Raw genomic sequence first — 17,217 nt, 5'->3', positions numbered from 1 at the left:
AGGTCGCTTTTTGGCGGCCAAATGTGGTTATAATAGAAGAGAAGAAGTCATAGACAACAGAATTGGAGTGAATGGAATGCAATATCGTACAGAAAAAGATACCATTGGTGAAATTCAAGTTGAAGCAGATAAAATGTGGGGCGCGCAAACGCAGCGCAGTGTACAAAACTTTGCAATCGGTACAGAGCGTATGCCGCATGAAGTGGTTATGGCTTTTGCCCAGTTGAAAAAAGCGACAGCTAAAGCAAACCATAAACTTGGGAAATTGTCAGAAGCTAAGATGAAAGCTGTTGAACTTGCTGCAAACGAAGTCATTGAAGGCAAGTGGAACGAGCATTTCCCATTAGTGGTATGGCAGACAGGCAGCGGTACGCAGTCGAATATGAACATGAACGAAGTTCTTGCTCGTCGCGGAAATGAAATTTTAGCAGAACAAAATTCAGCTGAAAAACTTCATCCCAATGATGATGTGAACATGTCTCAAAGCTCTAACGATACGTATCCAACGGCTATGCACGTTGCAGGCGTTTTAGCTGTAACAGAAAACCTTGTACCAGCTGTTCAAAAGCTGAAAGCAACATTGGATGAAAAAGCGAAGAAGTTTGACGAAGTGATCAAAATCGGACGCACTCATTTACAGGATGCCACACCACTAACGCTTGGACAAGAAATCAGCGGTTGGAGACACATGCTTGAGAAAAGCGAACACATGATTCGCGAAAGTGTTGAGTATATGCGCGAATTGGCAATCGGAGGAACTGCAGTAGGGACAGGCATTAACGCTGATCCAACATTTGGCCCTTCAGTTGCTGAATTCATTAGCGAAGCAGTAGGTACTAACTTTACTTCTGCAGAAAACAAATTCCATGCATTAACAAGCCATGACGAAATGGTTTACACGCACGGGGCGATTAAAGCATTAGCTGCAGACGCAATGAAAATTGCCAACGACGTACGTTGGTTGGCAAGCGGTCCACGTAGCGGAATCGGCGAAATCACGATTCCTGCAAACGAGCCGGGTAGTTCGATTATGCCAGGTAAAGTAAACCCAACACAAAGTGAAGCATTAACCATGGTTGCAGCTCAAGTCATGGGTAATGATGCAACCATCGGCTTTTCGGCAAGTCAAGGGAACTTTGAATTGAATGTTTTCAAGCCAGTTATCGCTTACAACTTCTTGCAGTCTGTGCGTCTTCTAACGGACAGCTTGATCAGCTTTAATGATCATTGTGCAGTAGGCATCGAAGCTAATTTGGATGTTATCCAAAACCACGTCAGCAATTCATTGATGTTGGTGACAGCATTGAACCCGCATATCGGTTATGAAAATGCAGCTGCCATTGCTAAACAAGCACATAAAGACGGTACGACATTAAAAGAATCTGCCGTAAACAGTGGACATTTGACTGCTGATCAGTTTGACGAATGGGTAAAACCAGAGAACATGGTAGGAAAATAACAAGATGAAAAGCGGCTGGGAAAATCCCAGCCGCTTTTTTTGTTGCTTTTAGTTATTTACTATTTTTATACTGCATGTAAACGACTTGTGTGACTAGAAAATCTTCCATGCCATGTTTGCCGTCTGCTCCGCCAAGTCCAGATTTACGCATACCGGCGTGATAGCCTTGGATTGCTTCAAAATTTTCGCGGTTTACGTAGGTTTCACCGAACTTCAGTTCATTGATAACTTGCATAGCTTCGTTTATATCGTCTGTGTAGATGGAAGAAGACAAGCCGAATTCTGTATCGTTGGCTTTTTCAATCGCTTCTTCTAAGGTGCTGTAAGTGGTGATTGGCAACACTGGACCAAAAATTTCATCTCGGATAATAGCTGAATCGTGTTCAACATTTGTCAAGATGGTGGGTTTGTAGAAAAAGCCAGAGCGGCTACTGTCACGTGCTCCGCCAATTGCCACAGTGGCACCTTCTGTTACTGCTTGTTTGACCATGTCGTCTACGGTGTCGAGACGCTCCTGGCTGACAAGTGGTCCCATGTCAGCTTCTTTATTCTGGCGCGGGTCCCCCATAACTTTCGATTCGAACAGTGAAATAATTTTGTTTGTGAATTCATCTGCAACACTGTCATGCACATAAACACGTTCAGCGTTTGTGCAGGCTTGTCCATTATTGGCTAAACGAGAAGTGGCGATCGCTTCAGCTGCCAAGTCGAGATCTGCGTTTTGAGTGACGATTGCTGGTGCCTTACCGCCTAATTCCAAATTGACTTTTGTGATATTTTTGGCAGCTGCCTCCATTACTTTGGTGCCTGCTGGAACACTACCGGTTAAGGTAACCAGTTGCACTTTTTCATGTGACGCCAAGGCGTTGCCGATTTCAGAGCCAGTTCCGGTTACAACATTGTAGACACCTGCTGGAACCTCATCCATCGCATGGATGATTTTTGTGAATTCCATGGCAGTGTTTGGTGTTTGTTGGCTGGGTTTGATAACAATTGTACAGCCGGTTACAAGCGCTGTTGCTACTTTTCTGGCAAGTATGAAGACTGGGAAATTCCAAGGAATAATGCCAGCTACAACACCAATTGGTTTTTTATAGATAAAAATGTTTTCATTTGGACGATCGCTTGGTAGAATCTCTCCTTCGATGCGTCGTGCCCATTCAGACATATAGTGGAAATAATCAATGGCGAGATCAACTTCGCCGCTGGCCAATTCATAGCTTTTTCCTTGTTCTTCCTGCAATAAATCGATAAATGTATCACGTTTTTCAGCAATTTTGTCGCCAAGCTTGCGAACGATTTTGCCGCGCTCGATGTTAGGTGTGAGTTCCCATGCTTTTTGTGCTTGAAAAGCGGCTTCTACTGCACGATCCACATCTTCTTTAGTTCCTTTAGGTGTTTGTGAAATGATTTCTTCAGTCGAAGGATTTATGATATCGATCCACTCGGTTCCTGTAGATTCTTTGTACTCCCCATTTATATATATTTTATGCTGTTGCATGTGTATGCCTCCTTTGTCTCTGCTTAAAGTTTTCCCTGTGCTTTACTGTGCTAAACAGAAAGAGCGATGTCTAATGGTAAATTGCCGAGATGAAGACAATCTTTTCCCTGCGTATTACTCATTTTTTTATTATTTTAGAACTTCAAAAGACTCTATGCAGAAGGGTTTTAACCAAACTGTGGCGAATTAGTTACACTAACAAAGAATTACAAAGAAGAGGTGTGTTATGCAAAAATCATTTATTATGTCGTGGAGTGGCGGAAAAGATTCCGCACTTGCCTATTATCGCGCAGTGCTAGAGGGGCATATGCCACTCGCATTATTTACTATGTTCGAAGAAGATGGTACCAAATCACGATCGCATGGCCTGCCGATTGAAGTGATGGAAGCACAAGCTGAACGTATGGGCTTGCCGTTGGTCATTGGAAAAGCTAGTTGGTCTGGATATGAAAAAGAATTTATCGAACACTTAAAAAAGTTCAAAGCACAAGGTATCAATATGGGGGTCTATGGCGATATTGATTTGCAAGATCATTTAGAGTGGGTGCAAAAAGTTAGCGCCGAAGCACAAATTGATGTTCATCATCCACTATGGCAAGAGCCGCGAAAAAACCTGTTGAAAGAATTGGTGGATGAAGGATTTCGGGCTGTTATTACAGTTGTAGATACGACACGGCTGGATGAACGCTTTTTAGGACGTGAATTTACACATGAGTTAATTGATGAACTAGAAGCTGCGGGGATTGATGCCTGCGGAGAAGAAGGAGAATTCCATACGATGATTGTGGATGGCCCAATCTTTGTAGAACCGATTCCTGTTCAGTTTGGTGACAAGGTGAAAGCTGGTAATTATGGGATACTAGAAGTGAAACTTCATTCAGAGGAGTGATTGTGGATGATTCAAATTACAGGGATGGAAGAAAAGCATATTCGCCAAATGTCTACGCTGTTGTCAAAACGGCATGAACAAGAACGTAAAATCTTTAATTTTCTACCTGAACGATTTGAAGAAATCGATGATGCAGAAACAGTCCTGCGAAAGCTATTAGAACGGCCATTTATCAATGGCATTGTTGCAGTGAGGGGAATTGACGTTATTGGCTACTTGCTTTATGAATTTAAAGAAGATGCTAAAAATGGACGTTTCGTCTGGATGGATTATGAATCTATCGCAATCAGTGGACATGAACATCCCCGGTTGTTGAGGCTATTATATGCAAACGCAGGAGCTGAATGGATAAAGAACGGTTATTTCCATCATATGTTGTTAGCGCCTCTTGGCAACGAGCTGGTCATTGATCAATGGCTAGACCAATCGTTTAGCTTTGATCAAAAATATGGAGTTCTGTCACTTGATGATTTCAAACCGAAAACTGGCTCTATTCCCAAGCTAGAGTTTCGAAAAGGGGATCGAGAAGACTCGCCGCTACTAAAGAAAATGGCTATGTGGAATAGCATTCACCAAGCAACTGCTCCTTCTTGGTTACCCATCACACGAGAAACATTGGAAGATGTTAAGGAAAACTATGAAGCTTTGACGGAAAATGAAGATGCCTATTTATGGATGGCCGAGCAAGGCAATCGAATCGCTGGATTCCATGTATATTTCAGGAAAGAAGAGCCGATGAGTTTAGTGACACCTGAGAACTGTGCAGAACTTCCTGCTGCCTCGACAAATCCGGATCTTCGCGGACGAGGGGTCGGAAAAGCATTAGCCAATCATTGTTTCAGTGAAATGAAAAAGCAAGGATTTGACTATCTTGTTGCGGACTGGAACACCGCAAATCAACTGGCTTCTTATTTCTGGCCGCGAATGGGCTTTCAACCAATCATGGTGAGGATGACGAGAAAGATTGATCCCCGTATTGCTTGGGCACACGGGGAGTTATAGAAAAAGAGTTAAAAAGCCGATGACTCTCGAGATAGAGAGTCATCGGCTTTTTGATTTGTGTGTTTTTAAATTGATTTTCATTCGTTGTTTATAGGGGTTTCTGAAGTTCCCTTGTTTACTCCATTTTATCTTCTGGCCGCCATCCTTGTTGCAACTCGCGAATCGACAAGCCGAAAGTCATTTCGAGGTGAGGGTAGTCTTTAAAGCGCTGCCAGTCGCCTCCCCAGTCAAAGCCTAGCCCTTTTCCGATGGCGGCAACTTCAAACCAATCACTTTCCCCGTTGCCATTGCCATCACGTGTCGTATCCCACACGACTGAACCATCATCAAGGCGTAATGCGTAATCGATAGCTAATCCATAGTTGTGATAGGATTCTCCAGCTTGTGCATGGGTAACGACAGAACCAGGGGTATTGCGACCTTGACTGTGCAATCCATCCTGTTCTTCGGGCGAACGGTAACCGTCTGTAATTAAAATGTTAATCCCAATTTCAGCAGCTTGATTGACCAATAAATCTCGCTTTTCTTCGACGATAGGATGCAGCCCGGAAGGTAAAGAACGTTCTTTTAATTGTTCTCGAAAGGCTAATTCGTTTTCGAGCCATATAAATAAAAAACTACCAAGAATTAATAAGGAAAAAATTGAGAAAGCAGTTTTTGTGTGTTTCAAATCTTTCACCTCTATCCATTCTATTGTAGCAAAATCACGAAAACAGTAACACGACAAAGAATTTGGTACGATAAGAGAAACAGTCAGAGAGGGGAGCTAATTAATGGTTATCGAATTAATGAAAGCACATGCATCTGTTCGGGACTATAAAGAAAAGCAATTATCACGGGAGGAAGTTAGCGAACTGATTGAAGCTGCACAATATGCGGCTACTTCCCATTTCGTCCAAGCTTACTCGATTGTTTGGGTGACAGATCCTGAGAAACGTAAAAAGCTAGGCGAGTTATCTAAAAATGCTAAGCAAATGGAAGGTGCAGGAGCTGTTTTCTTAATGTGTGCCGATTATAACCGCTTGCAACATGCCGGGAAATTGCATCAACAAGAAATCGTCTTTGATCGTGCTGAAAATATGATTGTGGCTGTAACCGATGTTGGGTTACTCGCGCAAAATCTTGTACTCGCAGCCGAGTCAAAAGGCTATGGTATTTGTTATATCGGTGGTGTCCGCAACAATATGGAAGCAATTAGCGAGTTGATCGGTTTACCAGAAGGCGTCTTCCCAGTTTACGGTTTGACGATTGGTGTTCCGAACGAAGCGAATGGCGTAAAGCCACGTTTGCCAGTTCATGCTATTTTGCATGAAAATAACTACGATGAAGCAAAATACGAAATCCTCCTGCCGGAATACGACAGCACAATTCAAGCCTATTACGCAAGCCGCGATTCAAATCAAAAAAGCGCGACGTGGACAAAGCAGATGGCTGATTTTCTAGGTAAGCCACATCGCCAAGATTTAAAAGAAGTATTGGCGAAAAAAGGCTATCATTTTAAATAAAAATTAGACTGATATTGAAGTTAACTACTAGGAGGAAAAGCTATGAAGCTAGCGCTATTCGGAGCGACAGGCCGCGTTGGAGGCGAAATTCTCAAGCGAGCTCTCGCTGATGGTCATCACGTGAAAGCTTTGGTTCGTTCAGAAAAATTAGAAACCCATCCGAATTTGGAAATTATTCTAGGGGATATACGAAACGCAGAAGATATTGAAAAAACAATCGCAGAAACTACAGTAGTTTTCAGCGCTGTGGGTACAGATCGAACGACAACTTTGTCTGAAGCGGCACCTTTGATTGTAAAATCTATGGAAAGTCATCACATCAAACGAGTGATAACAATTGGTACAGCTGGAATTTTAGATAGCCGACTGAGCCCTGGACTGCTTCGTTACGAGGGTGGAGATTCTAAGCGCAAGCTGACTTTTGCTGCTGAAGAGCATGAAGCGGTTTATCGCTTATTCGAAAAGACTGAGCTTGAGTGGACGATTGTTTGTCCTACATACTTACCAGATGGTGAGGTACGCGGGAACTACCGGGCAGAAAAGGATCTGCTGCCCGAAGAAGGCAAAGAAATTACAGTTGGCGATACGGCAGAATTTGCTTATCATCAGCTTGAATCAACAGAATTTGTTCAGCGACGTGTAGGCTTGGCTTATTAATAGACTCAGATAGAAGGTGTTCCGATGAAAAAGTGGTTGTTGCGTAGTGCAGTAGCAGTCTTTGTGCTATTGGTGATTGCAGTTGCAGGTTTTGTTGTTTACGCTCAGTTCGATTATGGACCTAGTGAAATCTTAACTGAAAAAGTAGATTTGTCTGCACTTGAAAGTGACGCAGAAGGACTAATTTTTCAGCCAGCAACGCCGAATGGTAAAGGCGTGATTCTCTATCAAGGGGCTAAAGTTGAAAAGGAAGCTTATGCCTATCTTGGCCAATCCTTAAGTGAACAAGGCTTTGTCGTGTCGATTCCTCAACTGCCCTTGAATTTTGGGATTCTTGGTTCTGGAACAGCACATGACATCATCGAAGAGCATTCGGAAGTCGAAGAATGGTTTCTTGGAGGACATTCTCTAGGTGGCGTAGCTGCTTCTTTTTATGCAGAAGACTCATCAGCGAAACTTTCCGGACTTTATTTTCTGGGTGCTTATCCAGCGGGTGACTTTTCGGACAGCAGATTGCCCATGTTGTCGATTTATGCGGAACGCGATGGCTTATCTACAGTTACTGATATTGAAGAAAGTCGTAAGCTGTTCTCTGATGACAGTGTCTTTGTGGAAATCAAAGGTGGCAACCACGCACAATTTGGTTTATACGGAGAGCAAAAAGGTGACAATGCAGCCGAAATACCTGCGATTGAGCAACAAGACCAAGTAGTAAAAGCGTTAACAGAGTGGATAAACAAAAATTCTCCTTAATCGACAAAAAACGGTAGCTGCTATTCAGCTACCGTTTTTTTGCTCGTCATAGTTTAAAAATAAAGAACGTCAAGAAGATAGCGACAATCACCAGCGTATTAACAGTGAAGGCTGCACGTTTACTAACAGGTTGATCAAGCGACGGGAAGCGTTCAACAAATCGCATAGCACCGTAGATAAGAGCGACTAAGATAAGCAATGTCACAACCAAGTTCATGTCATAAATCTGGACATCGATAAATCGGATCAATACGACCGAAAAAGCTAAAATGATGCCGTTTACCAAGTTTTTTTGTTTCATAGATACTCCTTTAATTCGTTTTCTAAAAATGGTTTAGCCGATAACAGGCTAGTGAATTGGCGGTAGCGATCAAATTGACCAGCAACTGGTTTTTTACCGGTTTTATAAGCGCGAATCAAGATGTTCTTAGGCGTATGCTCCATATCAATAAATTCCATTAATTGTGTTTCGTACCCAACAAGAGATAGCAATTCAGCTCGAATAGCATCTGTCGCTAAAGCACTGAAGCGCTCTTTAATCAAGCCGTGTTGCAGCATGATGCCGAGTTCAGGTGCACCGATTTGGCTATTTAATTCGTGTTGGCAACACGGAACACTTAAAATCACTTTGGCATCCCATTTAACAGCACGCGCTAAAGCCATGTCGGTTGCCACGTCACAAGCGTGTAACGTAACGACCATATCCACTGCCGTTTCATTATTGTAATCGTTAATGTCACCGACTAGAAACTCAAGTTGTTCATAGCGAAGATCTGCCGCAATTTGCTGACATTCTTCGATGACTTCTTTTTTCAAATCAAGTCCGGTAACGCGAAGGTCTAACCCTTTTTCAATACGCAAATAATGATATAACGCAAAGGTTAAATACGATTTTCCAGAACCAAAGTCGAGGATGCGAACAGTGCGGTCTTGTGGCAAGTAAGCGAGCGTATCATCAATAAATTCGATAAAGCGATTGATTTGCCGGAATTTATCGTATTTCTGCTTTTTAACTTTGCCATCTGGACTTTGCACACCCAGGCGTACGAGAAACGGATAGACAATGCCGTCTTCTAATAAATACTGCTTTTTGCGATTATGGGATAGCTCAGCTTTCTTTTCGCCGGTTTGTTGGGCTTTCCAGTTGACTTTGAACTTCTTAGAAAGCTGGATTTGTACTTGCTCATCTGTAAATTGGAACAGCGCCTGACGAAAGTCAGTAAAAAGAAAAGCCAATTTCTCAGCAGCTTTTTCTACTGGTAAATTTTCATGCTTTAAGACGTGTTCGTGCTGAAATTCAAATTGAATCAAGTATTCCTTTTTTATTTCAACGGGTTTTAGTTTAATGCGCTTAATATCGTTTGATTTTAGTCTAGGTTGGCTAATCGTTGCTGAAACCAGTTGTTGCTGTAACAGACGTTCAGTGAGTTGGTCTTGCATGGTTTGTAATTCCATAATGAGTCCCTTCCGTTGCATGTAATAGGTTTAGTTTATCATGCAGCGTATAAAAAGGGCGAACTGTCCGTTTTAGTTTAAGGCGCAGGCCCCTTCTGTTATTTCGGAATTTTGTGATAATATAGAGTAGACTGAAAACGTTTTCAATTAGGAGGATGGAAAATGGTTGTTTTACAAAAAACGGTTGGTCAAATAGTTAAAGAACAAGCCGCACAAAATCCGGAAACTGAGGCGTATGTTTATCCAGAGCATGGAATCCGAAAAACTTACAAGGAGTTTGATGAAGAAACAGATCTTCTTGCAAAGGCATTTATCGGGATTGGCATTGAAAAAGGAGAGCACGTTGCCATTTGGTCAGACAATAAACGTGAATGGCTTTTAAGCCAATTTGCTACCGGCAAAATGGGCGGTGTTTTAGTGACGGTTAATACGAGCTATCAGTCGAGTGAGCTTGAATATTTATTAGAGCAGTCGGACGCAACAACTTTAATAGTGGGCGAAGAATTTAAAGGAACGAGTTATATAGATATATTAAACAAGATTTGCCCGGAGTTGAAAACAGCTGATAAAGGACACATCACAAACGCTAAGTTGCCTCATTTCAAACGAGTTATTGTCATGAGCAATAACAAGTATCCGGGAATTTACACGTGGCAAGAGTTTAAGGCTTTTGCTAAAAAAGTTAGCGACTCGGAACTTGAAGAGCGCTTCCACTCGATGGACCCTGATGACGTTATTAATATTCAATACACATCCGGCACGACCGGATTTCCGAAAGGAGTCATGCTGACACATCTCAATGTTGTCAATAATGGCAAGTTAGTGGGCGACACGATGAGTCTTACGGAAAACGATCGGCTATGTATTCCAGTACCATTTTTCCACTGCTTTGGCTGTGTTCTTGGGACAATGGCGGCAGTGACCCATTCTACGACGATGGTCATTGCAGAGCAGTTTGAAGCCAAACGCGTGCTGCAGATGGTGCAAGATGAGAAATGTACGGGGCTTCACGGAGTGCCCACGATGTTTATCGCAGAATTAAATCATCCTGAGTTCTCATCATTCGATACTTCTACACTGCGGACAGGTATTATGGCAGGATCCTCTTGTCCGATTGAAGTGATGAAGAAAGTGATCACGGATATGGGAGCGTCTGAAATTACCATTGCTTACGGACAAACAGAGTCATCTCCAGTAATTACGCAAACACGGGCGGATGATGATATTGAAAAAAGAGTATCAACAGTCGGTAAGCCACATACCGGAGTAGAAGTGAAAATTATTGATCCAGCGACTGGAGAAGGAGTCGTGACAGGTATGCCTGGAGAACTTTGTACGAGGGGCTATCATGTTATGAAAGGCTATTATAATAATGAAGAAGCAACAAAAGTGGCCATTGATCGAGAAGGCTGGCTTCACACCGGGGACATCGCGGTGGAAGATGAAGCTGGTTATATCGCCATCACAGGCCGCATTAAAGACATGGTGATTCGTGGAGGCGAAAATATTTATCCGCGTGAAATTGAAGAATTTCTTTATCAGCATCCTGCTATTCAAGATGTTCAAGTGGTTGGTGTGCCAGATCCGAAATACGGAGAAGAATTGATGGCTTGGGTTATCTTGAAAGAAGATGAGCAATTAACTGTGGCGGAACTGAAAACGTACTGCAAGGACAAAATTTCTCATCATAAAATTCCGCGGTACATCGAGTTTACGAAAGAATACCCGATGACAGCTTCAGGAAAAATACAAAAATTTAAGCTGCGTGAATTATCCATTCTAAATAGCCAAAAAGCAGAAGTTTAAAGAGATAGAATCATGTAGATACAAGGCGTCTTTCGAGGCGCTTTTTTGCGTGGGCTACTGAAGAGCTACTCATGAATTATCCCCTTAGTTTACACTTCTGCAACTAAGGGGACATAAGTAAAAAGAAGGATTATTTAAGTTGAAATAGTAGTTATAACTGAGTGGAAATTTGCTGCTCAGCATTCGTACAGTAAAAGGAGGGGATGGATGATTTGCTTGAGAATAATGTTTTATTGCATTGAACGAGCATAAGTTATCAAAGCCTTACTTAGAGGGTGTTTCCAGTGATTACAGCAGAAGAATTATCCGTTTTTAAGTCTGAACTGACCAAACTCACAAATGAATCCCGAAGATGCGTTGATCAATCCTTGAAACTAAAAATACAAGCAGACGTGACTTGGTTAAAGATGGCCATCGTTGCTGAGGACCCTTGCACGCAAACAATTGAAAACGAGTAACTCGAAACCTGCAGGGAAGGTTGCCTGGAGGTTTTTATCTGCCCAAAAACACTAAATTTGTGAACAGCACTGTAACAAAGGTCTTCAGAAATCCAGTTATCATGGGCAACTGACGGGGGTTTCGGGTAAGGATGCCTTATAATAGAAGGAGATAAAGTAGAGGGGCGAATGGCATGAATGATTTAAAACGACTGGCATTTCAACGAAAAAATAAAATGGTTTTTCTGGTAGTGGCATCGCTTTTAAAAGGCATTGCTACAATTGGACAAGCTTTCTTTTTCGTTTTCATTGCAGATCGTGTTTTTCTTCAAAATGCTGCTTTTGAGAGTTTATTTCCATTGTTTGGTGGCTTGTTTGTGGCGATTTTATTGCGTGCAGGAGCGGGTTATGCAATTGGCAGGGCAGGAGTCGATCTCGCTGCTGATGTAAAAAGTGAATTTCGAAAAGATCTGATAAAGTCTTTTGCTGAAAATCCGTTATTGTCTGCGGCTCAAGGTCAGTCTGGTCAAAAAGTTAGCTTGCTAATGGACTCAGTAGACGAAGTAGATGGCTTTTTCAGTAAATACATTCCGCAACTCGTGCAAACATATATCATTCCCTTACTGTTGTTAGGGGTTATTTTTACTCAAAACTGGACAACAGGTATCATCATTTTAATTACGGCACCGTTTATTCCTGTGTTCATGGCAATGGTCGGAAAAGGAACGAAGAAGAAAGCCGACGAAAAAATGGAACAGCTTAACCGATTTTCTGGTACTTTTTTGGATATTCTGCAAGGTCTTTCGACGCTTAAGTTATTTGGTCAAGCTGAAAAACAACAGCAAGAAATTCGAAAAAGTAGCCTGAGTTTCCGTGACTCCACGATGGACGTGTTGAAGTCTGCATTTCTTTCTTCTTTAATGCTGGAGTATATTTCGATGTTGAGTATTGGCATAATCGCATTAGAAATTGGCTTGCGTCTTGTTGTGTTTGACAGTATTAGCTTTTTCACAGCGTTCTTTATCTTAATTTTAGTGCCAGATTTTTTTAATTTGTTAAAGGATTTTGGTAGTGCTTTTCATACAGCACGTGGCAGTGTATCAGCAGCCAATCAATTAAGTGCTGAGCTTGAGAAAAAACATTCTGTATTGATATGGGGAGATGAAGTTCTGGCACAAGAACCGCCTCATTTGTCATTAGAGGGATTGTCTTTTCAATACGGAGAGGGCTTTGCTTTGAATCCACTGCGCGCAGAAATTCCGCCTTATAGCCAAGTTGCGATTGTCGGCAAGAGCGGTTCAGGGAAAACGACACTCATGCAGTTACTTGCTGGATTGTTGCCGCAAACCGAAGGCGAACTGATTGTGAACGGCATTCCAAGAGAGGCTATTAGCGAAAAATCATGGTTTGATCAATTAAGTTATATCTCGCAAAATCCGTATCTTTTTGCGGGGACAATCCGAGAGAACATGGAGATAGGAGCCAATCGGAAAGTCAGCGACGAAGAAGTACTTGCAGCAGCTAAAAAGGCTGGAATCGCAGAGATGATTTTCGCACTTGAGCAGGGCTTTGAAACGTTAATCGGAGAAGCAGGACGTGGCTTGTCGGGAGGAGAGAAACAGCGGATTGCGCTGGCTCGTGCCTTTCTAAAAAAACCGTCTCTTATTTTATTTGATGAGCCGACGACTGGTCTGGATTTGCGTACGGAACAAATTTTGCAAGAGTCGCTTCGCGAGTTGCAAAAGACGTCAACCGTTATTACAGTTGCGCACCGACTCCATACGATTAAACAAGCCGATCTGATTTTCTTCTTAGATAATGGAAATCTGGATGCTGCAGGAAGCCACGACGAACTGCTGCAAAACTATAGCCCTTACGAAGAGATGCTCGCAGCGCAGCAGGGAGGTAGCCAGCGATGAATGAATTAAAACATATTCTAAAACTAACATTTATCGAGAAGAAGGATGTCTCGATTGCGATTTCCTTCGGATTTTTAGCAGGAATTGCTAGCGTAGCATTGATGGGTTCAAGTGGGTATTTGATTTCGAAGGCGGCATTGACCTCGCAGATGACGACACTCGTTGTTATGGCAGCATGTCTGAAACTGTTCGGCTTTGCTTCAGCGTTGAGTCGTTATGGGGAGCGTTTGTATTCTCACCGAGCAACCTTTACCATGCTAAGCCACTTAAGAGTGTCATTTTTTGAACGTTTGTCGCCACTCGCTCCCGGAATATTTGGTAAGTACCGGAGTGGGGATTTGCTGTCCCGAATTGTTGGGGATGTTGAAAGCTTACAGAACTTTCTGCTGCGCGTTTTTTATCCGCCAGTCGTATTAGGTATCGTCTTTTTAAGCACCATTTTCTTTAGTGCGTTTTTCTCTATGGGAATTGCTAGTGTGATGGTGGTCGGAATGCTGCTAACAATTGTGGCAGTGCCAGCGCTCTTCTCTAGTAGAAAGCGTCGTACAGATGGACAAGTCAGAGTACAACGAGGAAATTTAGCCATCGAAGCTACGGAGTTTCTTTATGGGTTTCGTGATCTGAAAATCTATCAGCAGCTTGGTGTAAAAGAGCAACAGTTGAAAAGTGATGCGGCTCAATATAACGAAGGTCAGCGGAGAGAAGGCTTAGAGGAAAACCTAGCGCAGTCTAGTAATGCGCTTGTGGCATTACTAGTGTCGTTTTTTGTGTTAGCTGTTGGTGCGTATTTTGTAGCAGCAGGTGAATTAAATGGCTTGTACTTGGCCATGCTCGTGATGATTTCCATTGCCGCTTTTGAAAACGTAGCACCTATGGCCGCGTTTCCTACTTATTTTGAAGAAAGCCGAAAAGCCGCAGTAAGATTACAAGAAGTTGTTTCTGAGGACGCCGTGTTACAAGGAGCAGAGGGAATTCCGAGCGGACCGCTTGATATTAAACTTACGGGAGCTTCTTTTAGCTATCCTGGGGAAAAAAGCTTAGCGATTGATGATGTCTCACTCCATTTAAAGCCAGGCACGAAAACAGCGATTGTCGGACCAAGTGGTTCAGGTAAGTCAACGCTTTTGCAATTACTATTGAATGTTTTTCCTGTTGAACAAGGTCAATTGTCAATCGGTGGAAAGCCAGTAGAGATGCTTGAACAAGAAGCTGTTTGGCAGGAAATGAATATCGTATTGCAGGAAAATCATTTCTTTTACGGCACAATTCGTAGCAACTTATTGCTTGCCAATCCATTGGCAAGCGATGAGCAGATGAAAAAAGCATTGGCTAGAGTTCAGTTAGAATTGTTTCCTTTGACAACGACAGTAGAAGAAAAGGGGCAGAATTTGTCTGGTGGACAAAAGCAACGACTGGCTATTGCACGGGCAATCCTAAGAGGCAAATCACTGTGGCTTCTTGATGAACCAGTTTCTTCCGTCGATAACTTAACAGCTCACGCCATTTACCAAGAACTATTCCGACAAGGGGACAAAGATTTGTTCGTCATTATTAGTCATGACTTGGCGGGACTCGAACAAATGGATCAGATTATCGTTATGGAAAATGGGCGTATCCAGGAAAGTGGAACCTACCAAGAACTGATGGAAAGAAAAGCTTATTTCTATCAATTAAAACAAATAGAAAACAGCGTATTTGCATAGAAAAGCGCAAGCGCCCGTGTAGATTCGACGGGCATAAGACAGACCGGCAGTGTGGCGCTCTTTGCCACACAGCCGGGTAGGCTTATGACCCGAGAATCTGGGCGCTGGAGCCTAGACATAGAAAAGCGCAAGCGCCCATGTAGATTCGACGGGCATAAGACAGACCGGCAGTGTGGCGCTTTTTGCCACACAGTCGGGTAGGCTTATGACCCGAGAATCTGGGCGCTGGAGTTTTAATAGAGACGAACAAAAAAGGCTACACTCAACAGGTCATCAAAACGACCTATTGAGTGTAGCCTTTTTTTGCATGTTAAAGAACAGGCTGATGTCCTCCATCCAGACGAACGCTTTCTGCGGGCACAGCCGTCTCCATTGTCATCAGCCATTTTGAATCTGAAAAAATACAAAAAATCGTCCGTGGCTCTAAAATGAAAGCAAGGTTAAAGCAGTTCTTTAAGATGAAACGATGACGCAAATCCACGGCACATGCAAAATTAACGGAGAAAATGTGTTTGGTTCTCTCGAGTGCAATCGAGCGTTCCGAAGCTTGCATTTTTTAGAGGCTAATGAAAAAGCTTCGTCTTTTTCACGCTTGCTATTTTAATAACAGGTTATTATCTTTTTTAGCATCCTCTAATTTTAACTGCTCTAACTCAAGGCGCATTTTCTGTGTTTCAATAACGAAGTTTTCATGCTTTAGTTTTTCTAACTCTAATTGCTCACTGATCATTTTCCCTTTAAGCTTCGTTTGTGTTTGAAGGTGAGAAGTAATAATACCTGCCAGTGGAATCGAAAAGACCATAATGACGGCGACTAGTCCAGTCATATGCTTCACTCCGTTCTGATTTTTCTGTCTATTTATAGTATACACATATCGCTTGTAATTTTAAAAGAGTAGATTTCTTAAAATACATGACAACTGTCATATAGAAATATAGACGTTTGTGTCTTATTCGCCCGAGGATTTCCAGTTAAGATATGATTAATAAGTTATCCGGACCGAAAAAGTCCGTTTAAGGAGGAATTTGAAAACATGAGCAGAGAAAAAACAGCACAGTTACGCAAATTTGTTGCCCCTTTCGAAAAAGCAGATGTAAAATCGAGTGTTAGACAATTATTAAATACAATTCCACCTTTTATCTTGGCATGGTTCTTGGCTTACCAAGCACTTGATGTCTCAATTTGGCTAACAATTGCATTGTCAGCAGTAGCTGCAGCATTTGTCATCCGTACGTTTATCATTTTCCATGATTGCACACACGGATCGTTCTTCAAAAACAAAAAAGCAAATGCCGTTGTTGGTACGCTAACAGGGATCATGACGCTTTTCGCTTATGAAAAGTGGAAACGAGAACATTCGATTCACCATGCTTCAAGTGGTAATCTTGATAAGCGCGGAGTCGGCGACATTTGGGTTATGACGATTGAAGAATATGTAGAAGCTTCAAAATGGGAACGTTTTAAATACCGTATGTATCGTAATCCTTTTGTTATGTTCGGATTTGGACCATTATTCCTAGTCTTAATTTCAAGTCGTTTTAATCGTAAAGATGCACGCAAAAAAGAACGCAACAATACGTATTTGATCAATATTTCACTTGTGGTCATTTACACGCTGTTAATCTTAGCAATTGGTTGGCAGGCATTTGTAATCGTGCAAGGAACAACGATGTTCATCGCAGGAGCACTTGGAATTTGGTTATTCTATGTTCAACACACATTTGAGGATTCATACTTTGAAGACGAAAATGAGTGGGATTACGTAAAAGCAGCCATCGAAGGAAGTTCGTATTACCAACTTCCAAAAGTATTGCAGTGGGTAACTGGCAACATCGGCTTCCACCATGTGCATCACTTGAGCCCTCGAGTTCCAAACTATAACTTGGAAAAAGCACATGAATCGACACCGCCACTTCAACAGGCAACAACAATTGATATTAAATCTAGTCTTAAATCATTGAGCTACAAATTATACGATGCACCAAATAAAACATTCGTTACATTTGGTGAAATCAAGCACTTGTTAGCTGATTCGAAAACGGCTGAACAATAAGAAAGTAATTAGAAAAAAACCATTCTTAGCGGAATGGTTTTTTCTTTTGCTTATTATTTGCTATGATGAAATCACATA

At 42.1% G+C, this 17,217-nt stretch carries 16 protein-coding genes; 11 read left to right on the top strand and 5 right to left on the bottom strand.

From position 1 onward, the window contains the following. Nucleotides 1–76 precede the first annotated feature (76 nt). The gene (gene fumC / locus QMF37_RS05720) at nucleotides 77–1,459 is read left to right on the top strand and encodes a class II fumarate hydratase (RefSeq protein WP_283477137.1); all 1,383 of its coding nucleotides are present in this window, start codon (nucleotides 77–79) and stop codon (nucleotides 1,457–1,459) included. Between the two features lie 52 nt (nucleotides 1,460–1,511). On the opposite strand, the gene aldA is transcribed toward fumC, so the two are convergent. Further along, nucleotides 1,512–2,960: an aldehyde dehydrogenase gene (gene aldA, locus QMF37_RS05715; RefSeq protein WP_071153482.1), complete on the bottom strand. Its 1,449-nt coding sequence runs from the start codon at nucleotides 2,958–2,960 to the stop codon at nucleotides 1,512–1,514. A gap of 226 nt (nucleotides 2,961–3,186) precedes the next feature. Here aldA and QMF37_RS05710 point away from each other — a divergent pair, with 226 nt between their 5' ends. Together QMF37_RS05710 and QMF37_RS05705 are read left to right on the top strand one after the other, a co-directional pair. Then, nucleotides 3,187–3,849: a Dph6-related ATP pyrophosphatase gene (locus tag QMF37_RS05710; RefSeq protein WP_071153483.1), complete on the top strand. Its 663-nt coding sequence runs from the start codon at nucleotides 3,187–3,189 to the stop codon at nucleotides 3,847–3,849. A 6-nt stretch (nucleotides 3,850–3,855) separates the two neighbouring features. Then, nucleotides 3,856–4,851, top strand: coding sequence for a GNAT family N-acetyltransferase (locus QMF37_RS05705; protein WP_071153484.1), 996 nt, complete (start codon nucleotides 3,856–3,858; stop codon nucleotides 4,849–4,851). A 115-nt stretch (nucleotides 4,852–4,966) separates the two neighbouring features. Here QMF37_RS05705 and QMF37_RS05700 read toward each other — a convergent pair whose 3' ends face one another. Further along, nucleotides 4,967–5,521, bottom strand: a complete 555-nt coding sequence (locus QMF37_RS05700; RefSeq protein ID WP_071153485.1) for a M15 family metallopeptidase — start codon at nucleotides 5,519–5,521, stop codon at nucleotides 4,967–4,969. 103 nt (nucleotides 5,522–5,624) lie between these two features. Between QMF37_RS05700 and QMF37_RS05695 the strand changes: the two genes are divergently transcribed. From QMF37_RS05695 to QMF37_RS05685, 3 genes are read left to right on the top strand one after another with little or no spacing between them, the layout of a single operon-like run. Beyond that, a complete protein-coding gene (locus tag QMF37_RS05695; protein ID WP_071153486.1) occupies nucleotides 5,625–6,356 on the top strand; it encodes an NADPH-dependent oxidoreductase in 732 nt (243 codons plus the stop codon). A 42-nt stretch (nucleotides 6,357–6,398) separates the two neighbouring features. Beyond that, the gene (locus tag QMF37_RS05690; RefSeq protein WP_071153487.1) at nucleotides 6,399–7,013 is read left to right on the top strand and encodes an NAD(P)-dependent oxidoreductase; all 615 of its coding nucleotides are present in this window, start codon (nucleotides 6,399–6,401) and stop codon (nucleotides 7,011–7,013) included. Nucleotides 7,014–7,037: 24 nt separating this feature from the next. After that, nucleotides 7,038–7,766: an alpha/beta hydrolase gene (locus QMF37_RS05685; protein ID WP_071153488.1), complete on the top strand. Its 729-nt coding sequence runs from the start codon at nucleotides 7,038–7,040 to the stop codon at nucleotides 7,764–7,766. A gap of 46 nt (nucleotides 7,767–7,812) precedes the next feature. Here the strand turns inward: QMF37_RS05685 and QMF37_RS05680 are convergent, their stop codons facing one another. Together QMF37_RS05680 and QMF37_RS05675 are read right to left on the bottom strand one after the other, a co-directional pair. Beyond that, complete coding sequence (locus QMF37_RS05680) at nucleotides 7,813–8,067, bottom strand: hypothetical protein (protein WP_071153489.1); 255 nt, start codon at nucleotides 8,065–8,067, stop codon at nucleotides 7,813–7,815. Continuing rightward, nucleotides 8,064–9,221: a class I SAM-dependent methyltransferase gene (locus QMF37_RS05675; protein ID WP_071153490.1), complete on the bottom strand. Its 1,158-nt coding sequence runs from the start codon at nucleotides 9,219–9,221 to the stop codon at nucleotides 8,064–8,066. The genes QMF37_RS05680 and QMF37_RS05675 overlap by 4 nt, the downstream gene beginning before the upstream one ends. 162 nt (nucleotides 9,222–9,383) lie before the next feature. On the opposite strand from QMF37_RS05675, the gene QMF37_RS05670 reads away from it, so the two are divergent. The 4 genes from QMF37_RS05670 to cydC all read left to right on the top strand — a co-directional run bounded on the left by QMF37_RS05670 (nucleotide 9,384) and on the right by cydC (nucleotide 15,086). Then, the gene (locus tag QMF37_RS05670; protein ID WP_283477130.1) at nucleotides 9,384–11,027 is read left to right on the top strand and encodes an AMP-binding protein; all 1,644 of its coding nucleotides are present in this window, start codon (nucleotides 9,384–9,386) and stop codon (nucleotides 11,025–11,027) included. A gap of 284 nt (nucleotides 11,028–11,311) precedes the next feature. Further along, on the top strand, nucleotides 11,312–11,485 hold the full coding sequence (locus tag QMF37_RS05665; protein WP_169835251.1) for a hypothetical protein: 174 nt from the start codon (nucleotides 11,312–11,314) through the stop codon (nucleotides 11,483–11,485). Nucleotides 11,486–11,658: 173 nt separating this feature from the next. Continuing rightward, on the top strand, nucleotides 11,659–13,383 hold the full coding sequence (gene cydD / locus QMF37_RS05660) for a thiol reductant ABC exporter subunit CydD (RefSeq protein WP_283477128.1): 1,725 nt from the start codon (nucleotides 11,659–11,661) through the stop codon (nucleotides 13,381–13,383). Beyond that, nucleotides 13,380–15,086, top strand: a complete 1,707-nt coding sequence (gene cydC / locus QMF37_RS05655) for a thiol reductant ABC exporter subunit CydC (protein ID WP_078080093.1) — start codon at nucleotides 13,380–13,382, stop codon at nucleotides 15,084–15,086. The genes cydD and cydC overlap by 4 nt, the downstream gene beginning before the upstream one ends. Nucleotides 15,087–15,681: 595 nt before the next feature. Here cydC and QMF37_RS05650 read toward each other — a convergent pair. Then, nucleotides 15,682–15,912, bottom strand: a complete 231-nt coding sequence (locus QMF37_RS05650; RefSeq protein WP_071153494.1) for a hypothetical protein — start codon at nucleotides 15,910–15,912, stop codon at nucleotides 15,682–15,684. Between the two features lie 207 nt (nucleotides 15,913–16,119). On the opposite strand from QMF37_RS05650, the gene desA reads away from it, so the two are divergent. After that, nucleotides 16,120–17,139 carry a Delta(5) desaturase DesA gene (gene desA / locus QMF37_RS05645; RefSeq protein ID WP_283477125.1) on the top strand — a complete coding sequence of 340 codons (1,020 nt, stop codon included), beginning with the start codon at nucleotides 16,120–16,122 and terminating at the stop codon, nucleotides 17,137–17,139. Nucleotides 17,140–17,217: the final 78 nt, after the last annotated feature.

The sequence above is a fragment of the Planococcus sp. S3-L1 genome (genome assembly GCF_030063085.1).
GTDB classification, from domain to species: Bacteria; Bacillota; Bacilli; order Bacillales_A; family Planococcaceae; genus Planococcus; species Planococcus kocurii.
The sequence above is the reverse complement of the archived record's forward strand: the minus strand, read 5'-3'. Positions and strand labels throughout refer to the sequence as shown.